Source organism: Acidiluteibacter ferrifornacis (genome assembly GCF_009909615.1).
GTDB classification, from domain to species: Bacteria; Bacteroidota; Bacteroidia; order Flavobacteriales_E; family Vicingaceae; genus Acidiluteibacter; species Acidiluteibacter ferrifornacis.
The window spans coordinates 33588-51531 of record NZ_WWNE01000005.1; the positions used below are offsets into that span (position 1 = coordinate 33588).

The 17944-nt window shown below is 33.1% G+C and carries 17 protein-coding genes; 10 read left to right on the forward strand and 7 right to left on the reverse strand.

What is annotated here, in order from left to right:
• Nucleotides 1–4 precede the first annotated feature (4 nt).
• From GQN54_RS04495 to GQN54_RS04520, 6 genes are read right to left on the reverse strand one after another with little or no spacing between them, the layout of a single operon-like run.
• A complete protein-coding gene (locus tag GQN54_RS04495) occupies nucleotides 5–742 on the reverse strand; it encodes a tetratricopeptide repeat protein (protein WP_160632323.1) in 738 nt (245 codons plus the stop codon).
• On the reverse strand, nucleotides 739–1779 hold the full coding sequence (locus GQN54_RS04500) for a VWA domain-containing protein (protein WP_160632324.1): 1041 nt from the start codon (nucleotides 1777–1779) through the stop codon (nucleotides 739–741). Before GQN54_RS04500 ends, GQN54_RS04495 begins: the two co-directional genes overlap by 4 nt.
• Nucleotide 1780: 1 nt before the next feature.
• Entirely contained in the window at nucleotides 1781–2776 is a 996-nt protein-coding gene (locus GQN54_RS04505; protein WP_160632325.1) for a vWA domain-containing protein, read from the reverse strand.
• 8 nt (nucleotides 2777–2784) lie between these two features.
• On the reverse strand, nucleotides 2785–3744 hold the full coding sequence (locus GQN54_RS04510) for a BatD family protein (RefSeq protein ID WP_160632326.1): 960 nt from the start codon (nucleotides 3742–3744) through the stop codon (nucleotides 2785–2787).
• Nucleotides 3744–4622: a DUF58 domain-containing protein gene (locus GQN54_RS04515; protein ID WP_160632327.1), complete on the reverse strand. Its 879-nt coding sequence runs from the start codon at nucleotides 4620–4622 to the stop codon at nucleotides 3744–3746. Before GQN54_RS04515 ends, GQN54_RS04510 begins: the two co-directional genes overlap by 1 nt.
• A gap of 44 nt (nucleotides 4623–4666) precedes the next feature.
• Nucleotides 4667–5686: an AAA family ATPase gene (locus GQN54_RS04520; protein WP_207554836.1), complete on the reverse strand. Its 1020-nt coding sequence runs from the start codon at nucleotides 5684–5686 to the stop codon at nucleotides 4667–4669.
• A gap of 124 nt (nucleotides 5687–5810) precedes the next feature.
• On the opposite strand from GQN54_RS04520, the gene GQN54_RS04525 reads away from it, so the two are divergent.
• The 4 genes from GQN54_RS04525 (at nucleotide 5811) to GQN54_RS04540 (ending at nucleotide 9191) form a co-directional block, all read left to right on the forward strand.
• Nucleotides 5811–6263 carry a GNAT family N-acetyltransferase gene (locus GQN54_RS04525; protein ID WP_207554823.1) on the forward strand — a complete coding sequence of 151 codons (453 nt, stop codon included), beginning with the start codon at nucleotides 5811–5813 and terminating at the stop codon, nucleotides 6261–6263.
• Between the two features lie 81 nt (nucleotides 6264–6344).
• Nucleotides 6345–7484, forward strand: a complete 1140-nt coding sequence (gene rffA, locus GQN54_RS04530; RefSeq protein WP_160632329.1) for a dTDP-4-amino-4,6-dideoxygalactose transaminase — start codon at nucleotides 6345–6347, stop codon at nucleotides 7482–7484.
• The gene (locus tag GQN54_RS04535) at nucleotides 7484–8401 is read left to right on the forward strand and encodes a glycosyltransferase family 2 protein (RefSeq protein ID WP_235932972.1); all 918 of its coding nucleotides are present in this window, start codon (nucleotides 7484–7486) and stop codon (nucleotides 8399–8401) included. Before rffA ends, GQN54_RS04535 begins: the two co-directional genes overlap by 1 nt.
• A 1-nt stretch (nucleotide 8402) precedes the next feature.
• Nucleotides 8403–9191: an acyltransferase gene (locus GQN54_RS04540; RefSeq protein ID WP_160632331.1), complete on the forward strand. Its 789-nt coding sequence runs from the start codon at nucleotides 8403–8405 to the stop codon at nucleotides 9189–9191.
• Nucleotides 9192–9276: 85 nt separating this feature from the next.
• Here the strand turns inward: GQN54_RS04540 and pckA are convergent, their stop codons facing one another.
• Entirely contained in the window at nucleotides 9277–10887 is a 1611-nt protein-coding gene (gene pckA / locus GQN54_RS04545; RefSeq protein WP_160632332.1) for a phosphoenolpyruvate carboxykinase (ATP), read from the reverse strand.
• 244 nt (nucleotides 10888–11131) lie between these two features.
• On the opposite strand from pckA, the gene GQN54_RS04550 reads away from it, so the two are divergent.
• From GQN54_RS04550 to GQN54_RS04575, 6 genes are read left to right on the forward strand one after another with little or no spacing between them, the layout of a single operon-like run.
• Nucleotides 11132–12472: a hypothetical protein gene (locus GQN54_RS04550; RefSeq protein WP_160632333.1), complete on the forward strand. Its 1341-nt coding sequence runs from the start codon at nucleotides 11132–11134 to the stop codon at nucleotides 12470–12472.
• On the forward strand, nucleotides 12465–13580 hold the full coding sequence (locus GQN54_RS04555; RefSeq protein ID WP_160632334.1) for an acyltransferase family protein: 1116 nt from the start codon (nucleotides 12465–12467) through the stop codon (nucleotides 13578–13580). The genes GQN54_RS04550 and GQN54_RS04555 overlap by 8 nt, the downstream gene beginning before the upstream one ends.
• Nucleotides 13577–14701, forward strand: coding sequence for an acyltransferase family protein (locus tag GQN54_RS04560; RefSeq protein ID WP_160632335.1), 1125 nt, complete (start codon nucleotides 13577–13579; stop codon nucleotides 14699–14701). The genes GQN54_RS04555 and GQN54_RS04560 overlap by 4 nt, the downstream gene beginning before the upstream one ends.
• 18 nt (nucleotides 14702–14719) lie before the next feature.
• On the forward strand, nucleotides 14720–16168 hold the full coding sequence (locus GQN54_RS04565) for an oligosaccharide flippase family protein (protein ID WP_160632336.1): 1449 nt from the start codon (nucleotides 14720–14722) through the stop codon (nucleotides 16166–16168).
• Nucleotides 16168–16674 (forward strand): acyltransferase, encoded by a 507-nt coding sequence (locus GQN54_RS04570; protein WP_160632337.1) that lies wholly within the window; start codon nucleotides 16168–16170, stop codon nucleotides 16672–16674. Before GQN54_RS04565 ends, GQN54_RS04570 begins: the two co-directional genes overlap by 1 nt.
• Nucleotides 16675–16678: 4 nt before the next feature.
• Nucleotides 16679–17941, forward strand: coding sequence for a glycosyltransferase family protein (locus GQN54_RS04575; protein WP_160632338.1), 1263 nt, complete (start codon nucleotides 16679–16681; stop codon nucleotides 17939–17941).
• The last annotated feature ends 3 nt before the right edge of the window (nucleotides 17942–17944 follow it).

Consider the following 17944-nt stretch of genomic DNA (forward strand, 5'->3'; position numbering starts at 1 on the left):
CTTCTTACCAGTCCTTTTCAATGTTTATTTTTACCGCTTTCTTTTTCTTCTTTTGCAATTCTTGCTGTACTTCTTGTTCTCTATTGTTTAAGTTCTCCAGCATTCGTTCAGCATCTTGCTTAGACATTTCATTTTCCTTCTGCTGCTGTTCTTGCTGCTCTTGTTCTTGCTGTTCTTGTTGTTGTTCCTGCTCCTGCTCCTGTTGTTCCTGCTCTTGATCTTTTTGTTCTTGCTCCTGATCTTGTTTTTCCTCTTCCTTTTTTTCCTCTTCCTTCTTTTCTTCGTCTTTTTGTTCTTCTTGCTGCTGTTGTTGTTCTTGCAACATTTGTTTTGCGTATGCGTAATTGTAACGCGTTTCTTCGTCCTTAGGTTGATTAATTAAAGCTCTTTTGAATGCTTCAACGCTTTCCTTATACTTTTCAGTTTTCATGAAAGTGTTTCCTAAGTTATGATATGCACGAGCTTTATCCTTTTTATCTTTTGCTGCTTGTGCCGATCGGTCAAAATATTGAGCTGCTTCTTCAAACTTTCCTTCACGGTATAATGCATCTCCTAAATTATACATGGCCTTATCAGCCGATGGATTTATTTCTAGCGCTTTTTTATATTGCTCAGCAGCTTCAGTGTATTTGTTTTGTTTGAATAATTCATCTCCTTTACGCATAGCAGAGTATTCGCTTTGTGCAAATAAGCCACTGCTTGAAATTATTCCAACAAATAGTATGTAGAGGTGCTTTTTCATGATTCTTTTTCCTCAAATAATTTCACTTTTTCTATCCATTTTGGTTTGCGTTCTGATAAAATAACATCTATGAATAATAAGAAAAACGCAATCCCAAAGAAAATTTGATATCGGTCTTCAAAATCGGTAAATATTTTACTATCGTATTCCTTTTTTTCTAAGCTACTTAGCTCTTGCATAATTTGTGGAATACCCGCACCGGAATTGGTTGCTCTGAAATATTGCCCATCACCAGCCATTGCTATTTCTTGAAGCATTTCTTCATTCAAACTACTAACCACCGTATTTCCTTCATTATCTTGCCTAAAGCCATTTTGTCGTCCATTTTTAAACACAGGAATAGGTGCACCTGATGGACTACCCATTCCTACAGTAAATACCCTGATTCCAGATTTTCTAGCTTCTTCTGCTGCTGCAATGGCATCATCTTCATGGTTTTCGCCATCAGTCAAAATAATTAAAGCTCTATTTTTGGCTTCTTCTTTCGGGAAGGAGTTGATGGCTAAATCAATTGCTGCCCCAATAGCAGTACCTTGTGTTGGAACAATATTATTATCAATAGTTTGTAAAAATAATTTTGCTGCTGAATAATCGGAAGTCAAGGGTAATTGAATATATGCTTCACCTGCAAAAACGATCATCCCAATTCTGTCACTTTTCAATCGTTCTATCAAACGTTCCATCGCTAATTTAGCTGCAGTTAATCGATCCGGAGATAGGTCTTGTGCCATCATAGAATTGGAAACATCAATGGCCACCATTAGTTCTAATCCTTCTGCCTTAACGTTTTCTTGTTTTGTTCCAATTTGTGGGTTTGCTAAACCAATGACTATGAATATAAAAGCCATTAGAGATAAGTAGAATTTGGCATTTGCCTTTACTTGCGAACGATTAGGAATTAATTGTTGCATTCTTAGGTTTTCTCCAAATCGTTGTCTAGCATTTTTTTGCCAGCGTCGATATAGAATGAATAACAACAGTATCAATGGCACTAGAGCCAATCCCCAAAGGAAATAAGTATGTTCAAATCTAAACATGTTAAGTAATGGATTTAAATACAGTTGTTTTGAGCACTATTGCTAATAAAAGACTGATGGATGCAATTAACGCAAACGGAAGAAACTCTTCCTTTTTTCTTCGGTATTCAGTAACTTCTATTTTGGATTTTTCCAATTGGTCTATTTCTTCATAAATGGCTGCCAATTTTCTATTATTTGTAGCTCTGAAATACTTTCCACCTGTAGTTTTTGCGATATCTGTTAACGTTTTTTCATCGATTTTTACATCTACCATTTCATATCTGCTTCTTCCAAATGCATCTGTTACAGGAAATGGCGCTTTTCCATTTGTTCCCACTCCAATTGTATAAACCCTAACCCCAAATTCTCTTGCAATTTCGGCAGCGGTTAAAGGAGGAATGCTGCCTGCAGTATTGCTACCATCTGTCAATAGTATAATTACCCGACTTTTAGCATCACTTTCTCTCAGTCGATTGACAGCAGTTGCTAATCCTAAACCTATAGCAGTTCCATCCTCAATCATTCCATTTTTAACGTCTTTAAATAGGTTAATAACCACAGAATGATCCGTGGTCAAAGGACATTGTGTAAAACTTTCGCCACTATATACTACCAAACCAATTCGATCTTGAGGTCTCTCTTTGATAAAATCAATTGCTACCTCTTTGGAGGCTTCAATTCTATTGGGTTTTAAATCTTCTGCCAACATAGAGCCTGAAATGTCAAAAGCAATCATGATATCAATACCTTCTGTGACTACATTTTGATAGCTTAAGGATGATTGTGGACGTGCTAAAGTAAAGATGATGGCTGATAAACAAATGATTTCTAGAATAAATGGAGTGTGCCTCATTAACACTTTTATGGATTTATTATGAGGGTTTATCCAATTTAAGCTAGAGAATTTTAAGTCTGCATTCTTTTTCTTTAAACGTAAAAAATACCATAGCAACGCAATAGGCAACAAAGCAAACAATAAGAAAAAACTTGGGTTTGCAAATTGAATATTGTTCATCCACTCTATCATGACTTCGCCTCCTCCTCTTTGTTTGATTCAGGTTCAATCAGTTTTGTATTTTCAATAATTGCATTGGCCTCTTTGATTACCATTTCATTTTCAGATGCCAATGGTTTTTCTTTGGCGAATTTTACCATGTCTGCAATCATTAAAATTTTGATCAGTCGTCGTTTTTCAGCCTCATTAATATCTGTAAATCTCAATGCAGTGATAATTTCATCTGAAGTTTGCTCTAAGGCATGAATCTCAAACCGTTGTTCCAAATACTCCCTCAAAATATGTGTCAGTTCTGAGTAGTACTCTTTTGTTTTGTCTTGCTGCCATAGCTTTTTACTTTCTAATTGTTTTAAAGCCTCTAATGCTGATATGTGGGGAGGAATACTCGGCTTGATAATTTCTTTGATTTTTTCAACTTTGGGTTTATTCTTGAAATAGTATATTAAAATTAAAATCAATCCAATAAGCAGTAATCCACCCAAAAAATATGGCCAATAAATTTTGAAAAATTCTTTAAATGAAAATGGTGTTTCATTAATGTTTTTGATGTCTTTAATATCAGCTTCTGCTTCAATGGTTACATTAGAAACTTCTAGCATTAAAGCTTTAGTTTTAAAATGCTCTCCATTAATGACAAACTCAAAAGGAGGAATAGGGTAGTAGCCACTGTCCCAAGCTGTAATAGTCAATCTTTGAGATAGCTTTTTATATTTAACATCTGCTTCGTATGCCGTATCTATCTCCTTAATTTCAACAATTTCAATTCCTCCGTATAAAGTATCTTTAAGAGTGGGGAATACAATATCTGAGCCCGCTAAAAAAGTAGCTTCTAGATAAATGTCAGTTTGTTCTCCTACTTTTATTTTGCTGGTATCGATAGTAGCTAAGACGTCGTTAACACTTGATTGAGCAAAACCAATTATGCTCAACATCATAAAGGAAAAGAATATAAAAACTTGCTTTCTCATTATCTTCTGAATTCTCTTCTTTTAAATAAATTCATTAAAGGACCAACGTATGATTCGTGAGCAGGTATGTTGGCAACATCAACTCCACTTTTTCTAAAAATTTGCTCCAGCATTTTTTTACGCCTTAGAACTTCTTTTTTAAAATCCAATCGTACTTCTTTGTCACTGCTATTGATCCACTTTTGTATACCTGTCTCTGCATCTCTCAATTGAATTAAACCTACATCGGGTAATTCTTCTTCGCGGATATCGTAGATGTTTAAGGCTACTAAGTCGTGTTTATTATTCGCCATCTTTAGGCTGTCTTCAAATTGATTATCGATAAAGTCAGAAATGAGAAATGCAGTACATTTTCGTTTAATCACTTTATTAAAATAGCTTAATGCTTCTTTGATACTTGTTCCTGAGCTTACTGGTTTGAATTCAAGTAGTTCTCTAATAATCATTAGAATGTGGCTTTTTCCTTTCTTAGGAGGAATAAATTTTTCAATCTGATCACTAAAGAAAATAACGCCTACTTTATCGTTGTTTTGAATAGCAGAAAATGCTAAAACAGCACAGATTTCAATAATTTGTTCTTGCTTGGTTTTAGATTGAGTACCAAATTCTCCTGATCCACTGACATCGACAATCAGCATTACAGTCATTTCACGTTCTTCTTCGAATACTTTGATATAGGGCTTATTGAATCTAGCAGTTACATTCCAGTCGATGGTTCTAATTTCATCGCCTGGCTGATACTCTCTTACCTCGCTAAACGCCATACCTCGCCCTTTGAAGGCCGAATGATATTCGCCAGAAAATATCTGATTAGAAAGACCTTTCGTTTTTATTTCAATCTTTCTAACTCGCTTTAATAGAGTTTTTGTATCGGTCATTAATGCTGTAAATTGATGAATTAATAATTAGAGAGGACTAACTACTAGGGAACTTCTACGGCATTTAATATTTCGTTAACAATATCTTCGCGGCTAATTTCTTCTGCTTCTGCTTCGTAGGTTAATCCAATTCTATGGCACAAGACATCTTTGCAAATGGCACGAACATCTTCAGGGATGACATAGCCTCTTCTTTTAATAAAAGCATAAGCTTTTGCAGCCAATGCTAGACTAATACTAGCTCTAGGGGAACCTCCAAAACTTATTAAGTCTTTATAGCGCTCTAAACCATAATCTTGTGGATATCTGGTGGCAAATACAATGTCGATGATATATTGTTCGATTTTTTCGTCCATGTAGACTTCTCTAACGGCCTCTCTGGCTCTAATGATGTCATTAGGACTAATAACTTTACTTGCTTTTGGCATTCCAGCTTGCGCCAAATTGCTTCTAACAATCATTTTTTCTTCTTCCCTTTTTGGATAATCCAATACCACTTTTAGCATAAATCGATCAACTTGGGCTTCTGGTAAAGGGTATGTACCTTCTTGCTCGACTGGGTTTTGAGTGGCTAAAACAAGAAATGGTTTAGGTAGCTTAAAAGTTTCTTCTCCAATAGTGATTTGTTTCTCTTGCATAGCTTCCAATAGTGCACTTTGTACTTTGGCAGGTGCTCGGTTTATCTCATCAGCCAAAACAAAGTTGGCAAAGATGGGACCTTTTTTAATGGAGAATTCTTCTTTTTTCTGACTATAAATCATTGTACCTATAAGGTCGGCAGGCAATAAATCAGGGGTGAATTGAATTCTACTAAATTGTGCATCAACGCATGTAGCCAAAGTATTAATAGCTAAAGTTTTTGCAAGCCCTGGAACACCTTCCAATAATATATGTCCATCAGCAAGTAATCCAACTAAAAGGCGCTCCACCATGTATTTTTGGCCAACAATGACCTTATTCATTTCAAGGGATAATAAATCTACAAATGCGCTCTCCTTTTGGATTTTCTCATTAATTGATTTAATGTCTGCAACTTGGTTTGCAGGCGTAGCGGTAGTTTCCATACTATTTGATTCTTCCATATTATCAACTTATTTTTGATGTGGACTAAATTATATATAGAGCCCGCAAACCACTGAATATAGGCTGTTAAATATTGTTAACACCTCTCTTGACTTAACATTAATTATGGTTAAACCAGAAATGAGTGAAAGAATGCAAATTTTAAGGTTGATGGATAGCGATTTTCAAGAATTGAAAACTGCTTTTTCAATTAGAAAGAAAGTTTTTGTTGAAGAACAGCGGGTATCTGAGGCCGACGAATTTGATGAATTTGAAAAGGAATCCCAACACTATTTATTAAAAATAGATGGTAAACCAATTGCTACTGCTCGTTGGAGATTTATAGGTGACAAAATAAAGTGTGAGCGATTTGCAATGCTTTCAGAGTATAGAAACAAAGGTTTTGGGAGTGAATTATTGAGTGAATTGATTAAGGATGTGAAGGGTAAATCTGATAGGGTTTACTTGCATGCACAGCTAAAAGCAATACCTTTTTATAAACGATTGGGTTTCATCAAAGTTGGGGATCAGTTTACTGAATGTGAGATTGAGCATTATATGATGATACTTTCGAAATGAGGAAAAAAGATGAAAACAATTGTCTTTTATTTGAATATCTTTAACCCAATATAGTAAGTCAATAAGGAATTATTACAACAGATGCCTGACCGAATACCATTCAATAAACCCTATTTCACAGGGAAAGAAACGGAGTATATTGAAACTGCAGTAAAGTCAGGGCATATTTCAGGTAATGGAGAATATACCCAAAAGTGTCATCAGTTCTTCGAAAGTAAGTGGGGGATTAAGAAGGCTCTATTAACCACTTCATGTACTGATGCGTTAGAAATGGCTGCGATTTTGCTAAACTTACAAGCAGGAGACGAAGTAATAATGCCTTCATTTACTTTTGTTTCAACAGCAAACGCTTTTGTTCTGAGAGGGGCTAAAATTGTGTTTTGTGATAGTCGAGAGGATCATCCTGGTATGGATGAAAATACCATCGAAGCATTAATTACAGAGAAAACCGTTGCAATTGTTCCGGTTCACTATGCTGGTGTAGCATGCGACATGGAAAAAATCATGGGTTTAGCAAAAAAGCATGGATTGTTTGTCGTAGAAGATGCCGCACAGGCAATTGACAGTTATTATACTTTTTCAGATGGAACAACTAAAGCATTGGGAAGCATAGGCCATTTAGCAGCTTTCTCGTTTCATGAGACCAAGAATATTATTTCAGGAGAAGGAGGGATGCTTGCTATTAATGATGAGCAATTTATCAAAAGGGCTGAAATCATTTGGGAAAAAGGCACCAATCGTTCAGCTTTTTTTAGAGGAGAAGTCAATAAGTATGGATGGGTAGATATTGGGTCTTCTTTTCTACCTTCAGAGGTTATTGCAGCTTTTTTATGGGCACAATTAGAGAATTTAGAATCCATTCAAAATCGAAGGAAAATTATATGGGAGAGGTATCATTCATTATTGCACAATTATTTTAATTTGATAACAATTCCGAAGTATGCCACTAATAATTTTCATATATTTTACATCAATTGTAATTCAAATATTGAGCGATCAAAGTTGATTAAAAAATTTCGTGAATATAATGTAATTTCAGTTTTTCATTATTTGTCATTACACAGTAGTCGTTATTATAAGAGTAAGCACGATGGTCGAGAATTGGTCAATTGTGACAGATATTCCGATTGTTTATTAAGGTTGCCTTTATTTTTTGAACTCACCGAAATGGAGCAGAATAAGGTTGTTGAGATTATTAAAAACTTTATAAAAGAGAATTGATGAAGTTTTCAATTGTCATACCCTGTTATAAAAGTAGCAACACATTGATCGAATTGAAAAATAGATTAATAGATGTCATTACTCCTTTATCAGCAGATTTTGAGATTATTTTAGTGAATGATGGAAGTCCTGATGATGATTGGGAGATCATTAGTAATATGGCTAAAAATGACAGTCGTATTAAGGGCATAAACTTTAGTAGAAACTTTGGTCAACACTATGCGATCTCTGCTGGACTAGAAATTGCAAAAGGGGAGTGGATCGTGGTTATGGATGGAGATTTACAAGATAGACCAGAGGAAATTGCTAATTTGTATAAAAAGAGTCAAGAAGGATATGACCTAGTTACCGCTAAAAGAGTTTTACGAAAGGATGCATACATTAAAAAAATGTTTTCGAAATTATTTTATTGGCTGTTTGGATATCTTACTAATACCAAGTACGATAATACTGTAGCTAATTTTGGAATTTATCATCAAAAGGTCATTCATGCTTTAATACAGATGAAAGACAAAATTAGGGTGTTCCCAATTCTCATTCAATGGGTAGGTTTTAAAGGAACCAGTATAGAAGTAGTTCATAACAAAAGACAAAATGGGGTATCTGCATATACTTATAAAACCTTATTTACTTTAGCATTCGATATAATAGTTTCATTTTCGAATAAACCTCTTATGTTGATGGTTAGATTAGGAATAGTGATTTCTATTTTATCATTTTTCGTTGGAATTTATTACATATATTCTTATTTGGAAGGGGAGATTTTAATCTTGGGTTTTGCAAGTATTATCATATCTATTTGGCTTTTATCTGGATTAATTATCTTATTCCTAGGTGTATTAGGTATATACTTAGGGAAAGTGTTTGACGCATCAAAAGATAGACCAACCTATATTATTAAAGAAAAGCTAAATTAATATGTCTTCTCCTAAAATTCTTGCAGATTACCTAGAAATAGGAATAAATACAATTATAGAGCCATCCGCTGTTATAAGAGGCATAAATGGAAATGCAAAAAGAATTATCATCGGAGATAATGTATATATAGGGGAAAGTGTTCAAATTATTTGTGATGACTTTGAAATGGGTGATTACGGTAAGATACATCACCATACTAATATTCACGGATATAAACCTTGTAAAATAGGGCATAATATATGGGTCGGTCAATATTGTATATTGGATACTATTGGTGGATTGACTATTGGAAATAACTGTGCTGTAGGTGCACAAACCCAGCTCTGGTCACATATTAAGTTTGGTGATACATTGGAGGGATGTCGTTTTTTGAGTGATAAACCATTGTCAATAGGAGATGATGTCTACTTTAGTGGTAAATGCGTAGTATCACCAGTTAATATTCAGGATAAAGCCATGGCCTTAGCAGGATCGGTGATTACTAAAGATATGGAGTTTAATACGATTTATGCAGGCGTTCCTGCAATGTCGGTTACTGACAAATTAGGGTATCAATTTGATACAATTTCGGTTGATGATAAGTATAAAAAAATGATAGAATATCTGTCTCATTCTGGGGTGAATACATCAAAGATTAAAATAGTGAGAGAAAGGAGTGAGGCAATTTTAGAGGATAATATTTCTTATTTTATAGTAGCTACTCGTGAGTACACTAAAAAGCTATCCGATGAAGAAATTTTTTTTATGAAGTTTTTGTTGCCTGAAAAGGCAAAGTTTACGCCTTTATAATAATTATGATACAGTGGTTGTTGAATCAAAAAAGGGTAATCCTATTTAATAGAATTACCCTTTTTATTGGAATGAAATTTATTTCTTAACTAACAACAGATTTTGGAGAACCAGCCATAATTTCTTCATTAGCATATTCTTCATATTTAGTAAAGTTCTTAGCAAAAGAATCAGCTAAGGTGTTTGCTTTTTTATCATAAGCTTCCTTATCTGCCCAGGTGTTTCTTGGACTTAAGATTTCACTTGGAACATTTGGACATTCAGTAGGCATCGCTAAACCAAACACTTCATGAGTATTATAGTCTACGTTGTCAAGTTGGCCTTCTAAAGCTGCAGTAATCATCGCTCTGGTATACTTTAAACTCAAACGTTTTCCGGTACCATAAGCACCACCAGACCAACCAGTGTTGATTAGCCAAACTTTTACATTGTTTTCACGCATTTTATTACCCAACATCTCAGCATATTTTGTTGGATGCAATGGCATAAATGGTGCTCCAAAACAAGCAGAAAAAGCTGTTGTTGGCTCAGTAATTCCGGCTTCAGTTCCAGCTACTTTCGCTGTATATCCTGAAATAAAATGATACATCGCCTGACCTGGAGTTAATTTGGAGATTGGAGGTAACACTCCGTATGCATCACATGTTAAAAAGAAGATATTTTTTGGGGCAGGACCTGCCGACCCATCTTGAATATTGTCAATATGATGAATTGGGTATGAAACTCTTGTATTTTCAGTTTTTGAAGAGTCCAAAAAGTCAACTTCAGCTGTGCCATCAACGAAATTGATGTTTTCTAGAAGTGCTCCAAATTTGATTGCATCAAATATTTGTGGTTCATTTTCTCTTTTTAAGTCGATGCATTTTGCATAACATCCACCTTCAAAATTAAACACAGAATCATCGTCCCAACCATGCTCATCATCACCGATTAATCTTCTATTTGGATCAGATGATAAAGTCGTTTTTCCAGTTCCTGAAAGTCCAAAGAATACTGCAGTATCACCATCCTTACCAACGTTAGCAGAACAGTGCATTGAAAGTACATTCTTTTGGTGTGGTAAAATAAAGTTCAAGGCAGAGAATACTCCTTTTTTGATCTCACCGGTATATCCAGTTCCACCAATTAAAAGGATTTTTTTGCTGAAGTTCATCACCGCGAAATTGTGTTGTCTTGTTCCATCAATTTCTGGATCAGCCATAAATCCTGGAGCACAAATAATTGACCATTCTGGATCAAAATTCATAATTTCTTCATGGGAAGGTCTTAGGAACATGTTGCTAGCAAATAGGTTAGACCAAGGAAATTCAGTAACAACCCTTAGGTTCATTCTATATTTTTCACTTGCACAAGCGTATGCGTCTCTAACATAAACTTCACGGTTCGCTAAATAAGCTGTTACTCTATTGTAAAGATTATCGAACTTATCGGCATCAAACTTAATATTGATATCTCCCCACCAAACTGCATCCTTTGTAATTTCATCCATAACAATGAATCGATCCTTAGGAGAACGTCCCGTGAACTCACCGGTGTCAACGGCTAGAGCACCTGTCGAGGCTAAAGCACCTTCTCCTCGGATAATAGTGTCTTCAATCAATTGAGCAGGTTCTAGGTTCCAAAATGCAGCTGATACATTTGTCAATCCCAAAGAAGCAATGGAAGCATTTTTGGCTTTTAATCCAAATTCTGTCATAAAATTTATGTTTTGATTTCTAAGAATAACAGAAACGTATTTCTAAGTTTATATTTCTGTTAATTGTTTTACTTTAAAAATAAAAGATATTTAACACTACAAAAGTAATCCAAGTTTTTAGAAATAAGAAGGTTTTTTTCTACTTTTTGGGTACTAGATATTAACTGGGAGATGGTGATAAACTAGAAGTTTATACCATTATTCATTATTATTTTTGCACATTTGCCAATCTTAAAGAAACGATATGTTAACCCTTTTTGATGGAATTATTGGATTGTTTTATGCTCTTATAATATTAGGAGCAGGGTGGATTTATAAAAATAATCAGCTGCTAAAAGGATACACTAATTATCGGTTTTATTTCCCCTCATTATTTGTGCACGTTTTTGGAGCTATTGGGTTTTGTCTTGTTTATGGTCTCTATTATGGGGGAGGAGATTCTTATTACTATTTCCGTGGTGGGGAAAGTTTGGTTAATATGTTTTTTATGTTTCCCTTAGATACGCTAAGTGTATATCCATATAATATTAGTGATTTACCTGATAATTTAAAGTATATCACTACTTGGTTAGGAGGAGAGAATGGAGAGGATGCATTCTTGACCATGAAGCTTGCTTCAATATTTTGTTTATTGGGTTTAAATAGTTTTATTGGAGCAAGTATTATTCTTTCATTCGTAAGTTTTTTAGCTAATTGGAAATTATTTAAAGTAATAAACTCTTCATTGTTAGCTTCTAATATTATTGTTCCAAAATTATATTATCTATTGTTTATTCCATCATTACTCTTTTGGGGTACAGGAATATTGAAAGATACATTCGTTTTTATTTTTCTGGTATTTATTTTTAATACAATAGTAAACTATTTTAATCCAACCTATAAAGTTGGAAAACTTAAAGGAATTTTAATACTCATCGTATGTATAATAGTCGGAATATTTATGCTAAAATTAAAGGCTTATGTGTTTTATAGTTTTATAGTTTCTCTAGCTATCTCTTATTATAATCGAATAATTGGAGTTTCAGCGTTAAGTGCATCTAATAAGGTGTTTGGGTACTTCATAAATTTCTGCTTTATAGGACTTATTGTTGGTTTAACTACTTTAGGTTTTCAATCTTTCCAAAGTGAAATACTTAGGGCACAAGAAGAAGCCTTATCAATAATTCAAGGATTTCATTCATGGCATACAGTTTTAGGAGGCTCTAGCTACAGTTTAGGAATTACTGAATATACTTTTTTTGGTATTCTTAGTAAAACTCCTTTAGCTTTTTTAGTGACTTACTTTGGACCATTTCCATGGCAAGTTAAATCTCCAATAATGTTGTTTACCGCTCTCGAAAGTTATATTTTCTTTATTCTATTTATTAGAGTTGTTTGGAAGGACAGATTTGGGTTTATATCAAAATACAAAAGGAACAATATATTTCTATTTTCTATCATATTTTCACTAATTTTTGGGTCTATGATCGGAGTTACTTCATATAATTATGGAGCACTAGCTAGATTTAAAATACAATCTTTGCCATTTTTTCTATTATGGTTGCTTAGCTTTTATAAACCTGAAAAAAATCGGAGAATTGGCTAAGAACGTAATCTATTTTAAGGGATTAAATGGAATTCGTGCGATTGCAGCAGTTAGTGTGCTTTTATCACATATAACTTTAGCATTGTCAAACTTTGGCCTTAAATCAAATTTGTTAGGATACACGGATACAGGAGAGACAAAAACGCTCGATTTAGCAGGCTACGGAGTTACAATCTTTTTTGTTTTGAGTGGTTTTTTAATTACATATTTACTTCTTGTAGAGAAAGAGCAAACTTCGACCGTCAGTATTAAAAAATTTTATTGGAGAAGATTGTTGAGGATATGGCCATTGTATTTTAGTTATCTATTCTTATCGTTATGTATTGCTATCTATTTTGATATCTCGGTAAATAGTAGTTCGGTATTTTATTACATAATTTTTTCAGCCAATGTACCCTTCATTTTGGGAACTTCATTACCGTTTTTGTCTCATTACTGGTCATTAGCTGTCGAAGAACAATTCTATATATTTTGGCCATTTTTTTCACTTTTTCGTGTTAAAGTTATGCTAATGCTTTCAGTTATTATTATAATTATCCTCATATGGACAAAAGGTTTTTTACACATTTATCACCCCAATTCTTTACTAGAAACAATTATTCATGTCAGTAGATTCCATTGTATCTTGATAGGAGCAGTTGCAGCAATGTTATACTTTTTAAAGCATAAACTTTTTATATTGCTTACTACAAGTAAACTTAGTCAACTCTTAACATGGATGTGGTTAATATTTATTGCATTAAATAAATTCCATATTGCATCTTTTCTAGACAATGAATTGGTTTCTATATTTGCTGTGTTATTAATAATGAGCCAAATTTGTGAAGCCCCGCTATTGTCCATGGAAAATAGATTGTTTAATTTTTTGGGAACTATCTCTTTTGGACTTTATGTGTATCATCCATTATTAATTTATTTGCTTTCTAAGGTGTTGATTGTGAGTAATTCTGAGAGCGTGTTATGGACTATTATTGTATATCTACTTTGCACGTTATTGACAATTATTGTTGCTCAGATATCATTCAAATATCTAGAGCAGCCTTTTTTGAAGTACAAGAAAAAGAAATATACAATTGTTGGGAGTGCTAGAAATGCAGATCGATTATGAACTCAACACCAAAGATTTATTTTAGCGGACTTGATACAATAAGATTCGTGGCAGCACTTATGGTCTTTTTGGGGCATACAATTTCAAACTCCTTTACTAAACTAGGGATAGAAGTAGAATCATTTAGCTATAAAATTTTGTCTATATTTTCAAGTGGAGGTACAGGAGTATCAATATTTTTTGTGCTCAGTGGGTTTCTGATTACTTATTTAATAATCTCGGAAATCGAACATGGGAAATTTAGTTTGAAGAACTTTTATATTAGGCGAACATTGAGGATTTGGCCACTCTATTATGCTGTGGTAATATTTTCTTTTTTTCTTTATCCTGGATTAAAGATTTTGATTAATCAAAATCAACCTCTAGCGAGTCAAGTTTTATATCATCTGACGTTTCTCAGTAATTTCGATGTAATAAATGTTTACCAAAACTCATTAGGATTAGAGGCAATGTCTCAAAACATTACATGGTCGGTTTCAATCGAAGAGCAATTTTATTTATTTTTTCCATTAATCTTTTTTTTACCCATAAAAGGGTGGGGGTGGTGTATTATAGTACTAATGACAATATCGTTAGTGTTTAGATATGTTAATCAATCAAACTCGATTATATTGTATTATCATACACTATCGGTACTGCCAGATTTATTGACAGGAAGCTTATTTGCTTATTTGATAAGTATAAATAAAAAGATTTATACGTTCTTTGAAAGTACTAAAGTTATGTTTCATATAACCGTACTCTTAATATTCTTTGCAATAATGGTGTTGGATAGTTACATCGAGAATTGTGAAACATTTTTCCGGTTTATAAAGGGGGTAATTGTTGGGTTAATTGTTGTGACACAGGCGTTATCTTTAAATAAGTCCTGGTTTAATTTTGCTAAATGGAAGTTTGCAGACCGATGGGGAAAGCGCTCTTATGGGATCTATATGCTCCATCCTATTTGTATTACATTGATTGATGTGTTCTATAGATTGATTGGATACAATTATACCTCAACTTTTTCAAAACATCTATTCGTTGTGCTCTTAACTTTAATTTTTACACTTGCGTTAAGTGAGATTAGTTACAGAAATTTAGAAATGAAGTTTTTATCGTACAAAAATAAATTTAGATAGTTTCACTCCTCAAAGAAAATGCAAAAACTTACTAAAGTATTCACCTTAGCTTTCGGACAAGGGCTTAACATAATTGTTAACTTACTTTTCTTACCATACATGGCTAGGGTACTAGATTATCAAGAGTATGGAACTTACGGTCAGGTTTTGCTTATTGTCTCTTTTATAGCTGCATTATTATCATTCGGATTGCCTCAAATTATCTATGTTTATTTAGCTAATGCTGATGACTCTAAACGCATATCTGTCTTTAATTCTTGCTTGTATGGTTCGGCTTTAATTGGTCTTGTTGGAGGTATTTTACTTATCTCATGTAGTTCTCTTTTTTCTTTATGGTTTAATAATGAAGGGTTAACTATTTTATTGCAGTTGTATTCATTATCCCTTTTATTTATTCTTCCTTTTAATTGTATTAACTCTTATTTTATTTTTTTGAATAAAGTTAAGATTAGTGCGATAATTGCAGTAGTCACTAATATCTTAAAAGTAGGATTTGTCATAACTGCTATTCATGTTTTCCATTCAGTCTATATTGCAATTTTTGGTGTGCTATTAAGTGAAATAATTCAACTCACAATAGGGGTAATCATTTCTCGAAAAAGCATCAAATTTAAATTTGATTTTATTTTAATTAAAGAACTATTAAAGAAAGGATTTCCACTTGGCCTTACAGGTGTGTTAGGAGCAGGGATTTTATACGTGGATAGTGCAATGATAAGCAGCATTGAAGGAATTAAGCCTTATGCAATATATAGAAATGGAGCGATTGAAGTGCCATTTATATCAACATTATATGCATCTATATCAGCAATAGTTTTACCTGAAGTTGCTAAATTATTTCAAGAAGCCAATTTTGATAGGATTCTTGATTTAAAGAAAAAGGTAGTCATGAATTCAATGATGTTGACCTATCCGGTACTGATTTTTTTATTATTCAATTCACATAATATTATTGTTACCTATTTAGGAGAAATGTATAAAGAGAGTGCAATTGTATTTGCGGTATTTAATTTAACTCTTCTAATAAGGATAACTAATTATTCAGATATTTTAATTTCTGCTAATAAATCAAAGGTCATTTTGAAAATATACCTTCTGACCTTTTGTATTAATATTATGCTCAATTACCTTTTAATTGTTTCTTTTGGAATTGTTGGAGCGGCCATCAGTACAGTGATAAGTTTGTTTGTTTTAGCTGCTTTACAACTAGTAATTTCACTGCAATTAATTAAGAAGCGGCTTACTGATTTATTCGATTTTAAGATGCTTTTATTAATGATATCTTTATGTGTTGTACTAGCATTAGTTTTAAAGTGGATTTTTAGCAGTAGTGGTAAGTATACATTTTTATTTTTCGGTGGGATTTATTTTCCAATTATCTATTTAATCTTGCTTAGATTTGACTTTTTTTCAATGGATATTATTAAACAGTTAATTCCGAAGTTTTTGTTCAGGAAAAAAGGATAATGGGATTAAAAATATTTTTTTTCAAATGGTTTGGACAACCATACTATAAAGACTTGCCATTCGGGCTTTTAGTCGCAAACTGGTTTTTTCAACGCATTCTTCTAATTAATTCTGAAGTGCCATTCCTAGTGAATTTTACAAGCAGAATAAAAGGGTATAAGAATATGCAAATTAGTAAAGATGTTTTTGCAAGTTTTACAAATTCTGGTGGCCTATACGTAGTTGCTTTTGATGGAGGAGTTATAAAAATCAATGAGCGTACAATTATTGCTCCTAACGTTGTAATAAATAATGCCAATCACGATCTTGAAAACAGAGATAAACATCATGTTAAGAATATTATTATAGGTTCTAATTGTTGGATAGGAGCAAATAGTGTTATTTTAGGAGGTACTGTATTGGGAAATAATGTAACAGTTGCAGCAGGTAGTGTTGTGAATAAGGAATATCCAGATAATGTTGTGATTGGAGGGGTTCCTGCCAAAGTCATAAAAACTTTAAAATAGCTAATTGAAAATACTTATCATTTCATATTACTATCCACCTTGTAATAGTATTGCAAGCTTAAGGCCTGTTTCATGGGCGAAAGAATGGACTAGTATGGGGCATGAAGTCACTGTGGTTACGCGGAATTGGGAAGAGACTGACAATAAATGGCCCCGATTTATTGCATCTTCTAAAGAAAAAATAATAAAGGTTTCATTAGATAACGGATTTAAAGTGTTGAGTTTACCATATGAGTCATATAGTTATCTTAAAAGCAAACTCTTACGGAAGATAAACTCAGTGCTAAAATTATTAAATGGAGATTTTAATTATGAAATTGAATTAAAGGAATTTTATAAAGGAATTAGAGATGAAATTAAGGTGGAAACTCCTGATTTAATTGTGGTTACGTCTCCACCTTTGGGCCTGGTCAAGCTAGGGTATAGAATTGCTAAAGAGTTTGATTTGAAATATATAGTAGATTTTAGAGATTATGAGAATCATTTTGTCTTAAATCAACAACCCAAATTATCAATTCCTGACAGAATTAACCTCCATATAAAAAAGTGGTATTTAAAGAAATGGTTAAAATCGGCCAGTCTAGTTTCTGTTGCATCCAAAGAGTTCGCAACTTACTTTTCTAAAAACGGAATAACAACAAAAGCCTTGGAATTTACCAATGGTTTTGAGCCAGATTTATTCAATTCGATTCAATATGAACAATCTGATAAATTTACCATTTCTATAATCGGTTCTATTCTTAATAATCAAGAAGTGAATATTTTTTTAGATGGATTCAATAAGTTTATTACGAAATGTGATTCAGCTAATGTTCAAATTAATTTTATTGGAGGGAAAAATATTCCCGAAATGGCGGAAAAATGGGAGAATCGAATTCCATCAACACTTTTGCATTTAACTGAACGAATTGACCGTAAGAAAGCTTTAGAGATTGGTAAGAACTCAACTCTATTATTCTATCCTGGCTGGAAAAATTACAAGGGGATGTATTCAGGAAAAATCTTTGACTATCTTGCATTAAAGAGGCCAATTTTAATAGCGCCTTCTGATAATGATGTAATTGAGAGATTGATATTAGATACTAAATCTGGTGAAATTGCCAATACAGCAGAAGAAGTTAGTCGCTATTTACTAACACTATATTCCGAATGGAAAAGTAATGGAAGTGTAGCCTATCATGGCAATTCAGAAAAAATTAAAGAATATTCTAGAAGCACAATCGCAAATAAAATGGCGATTAAAATTAAAGAAGCAATAAATTTGTAAAAC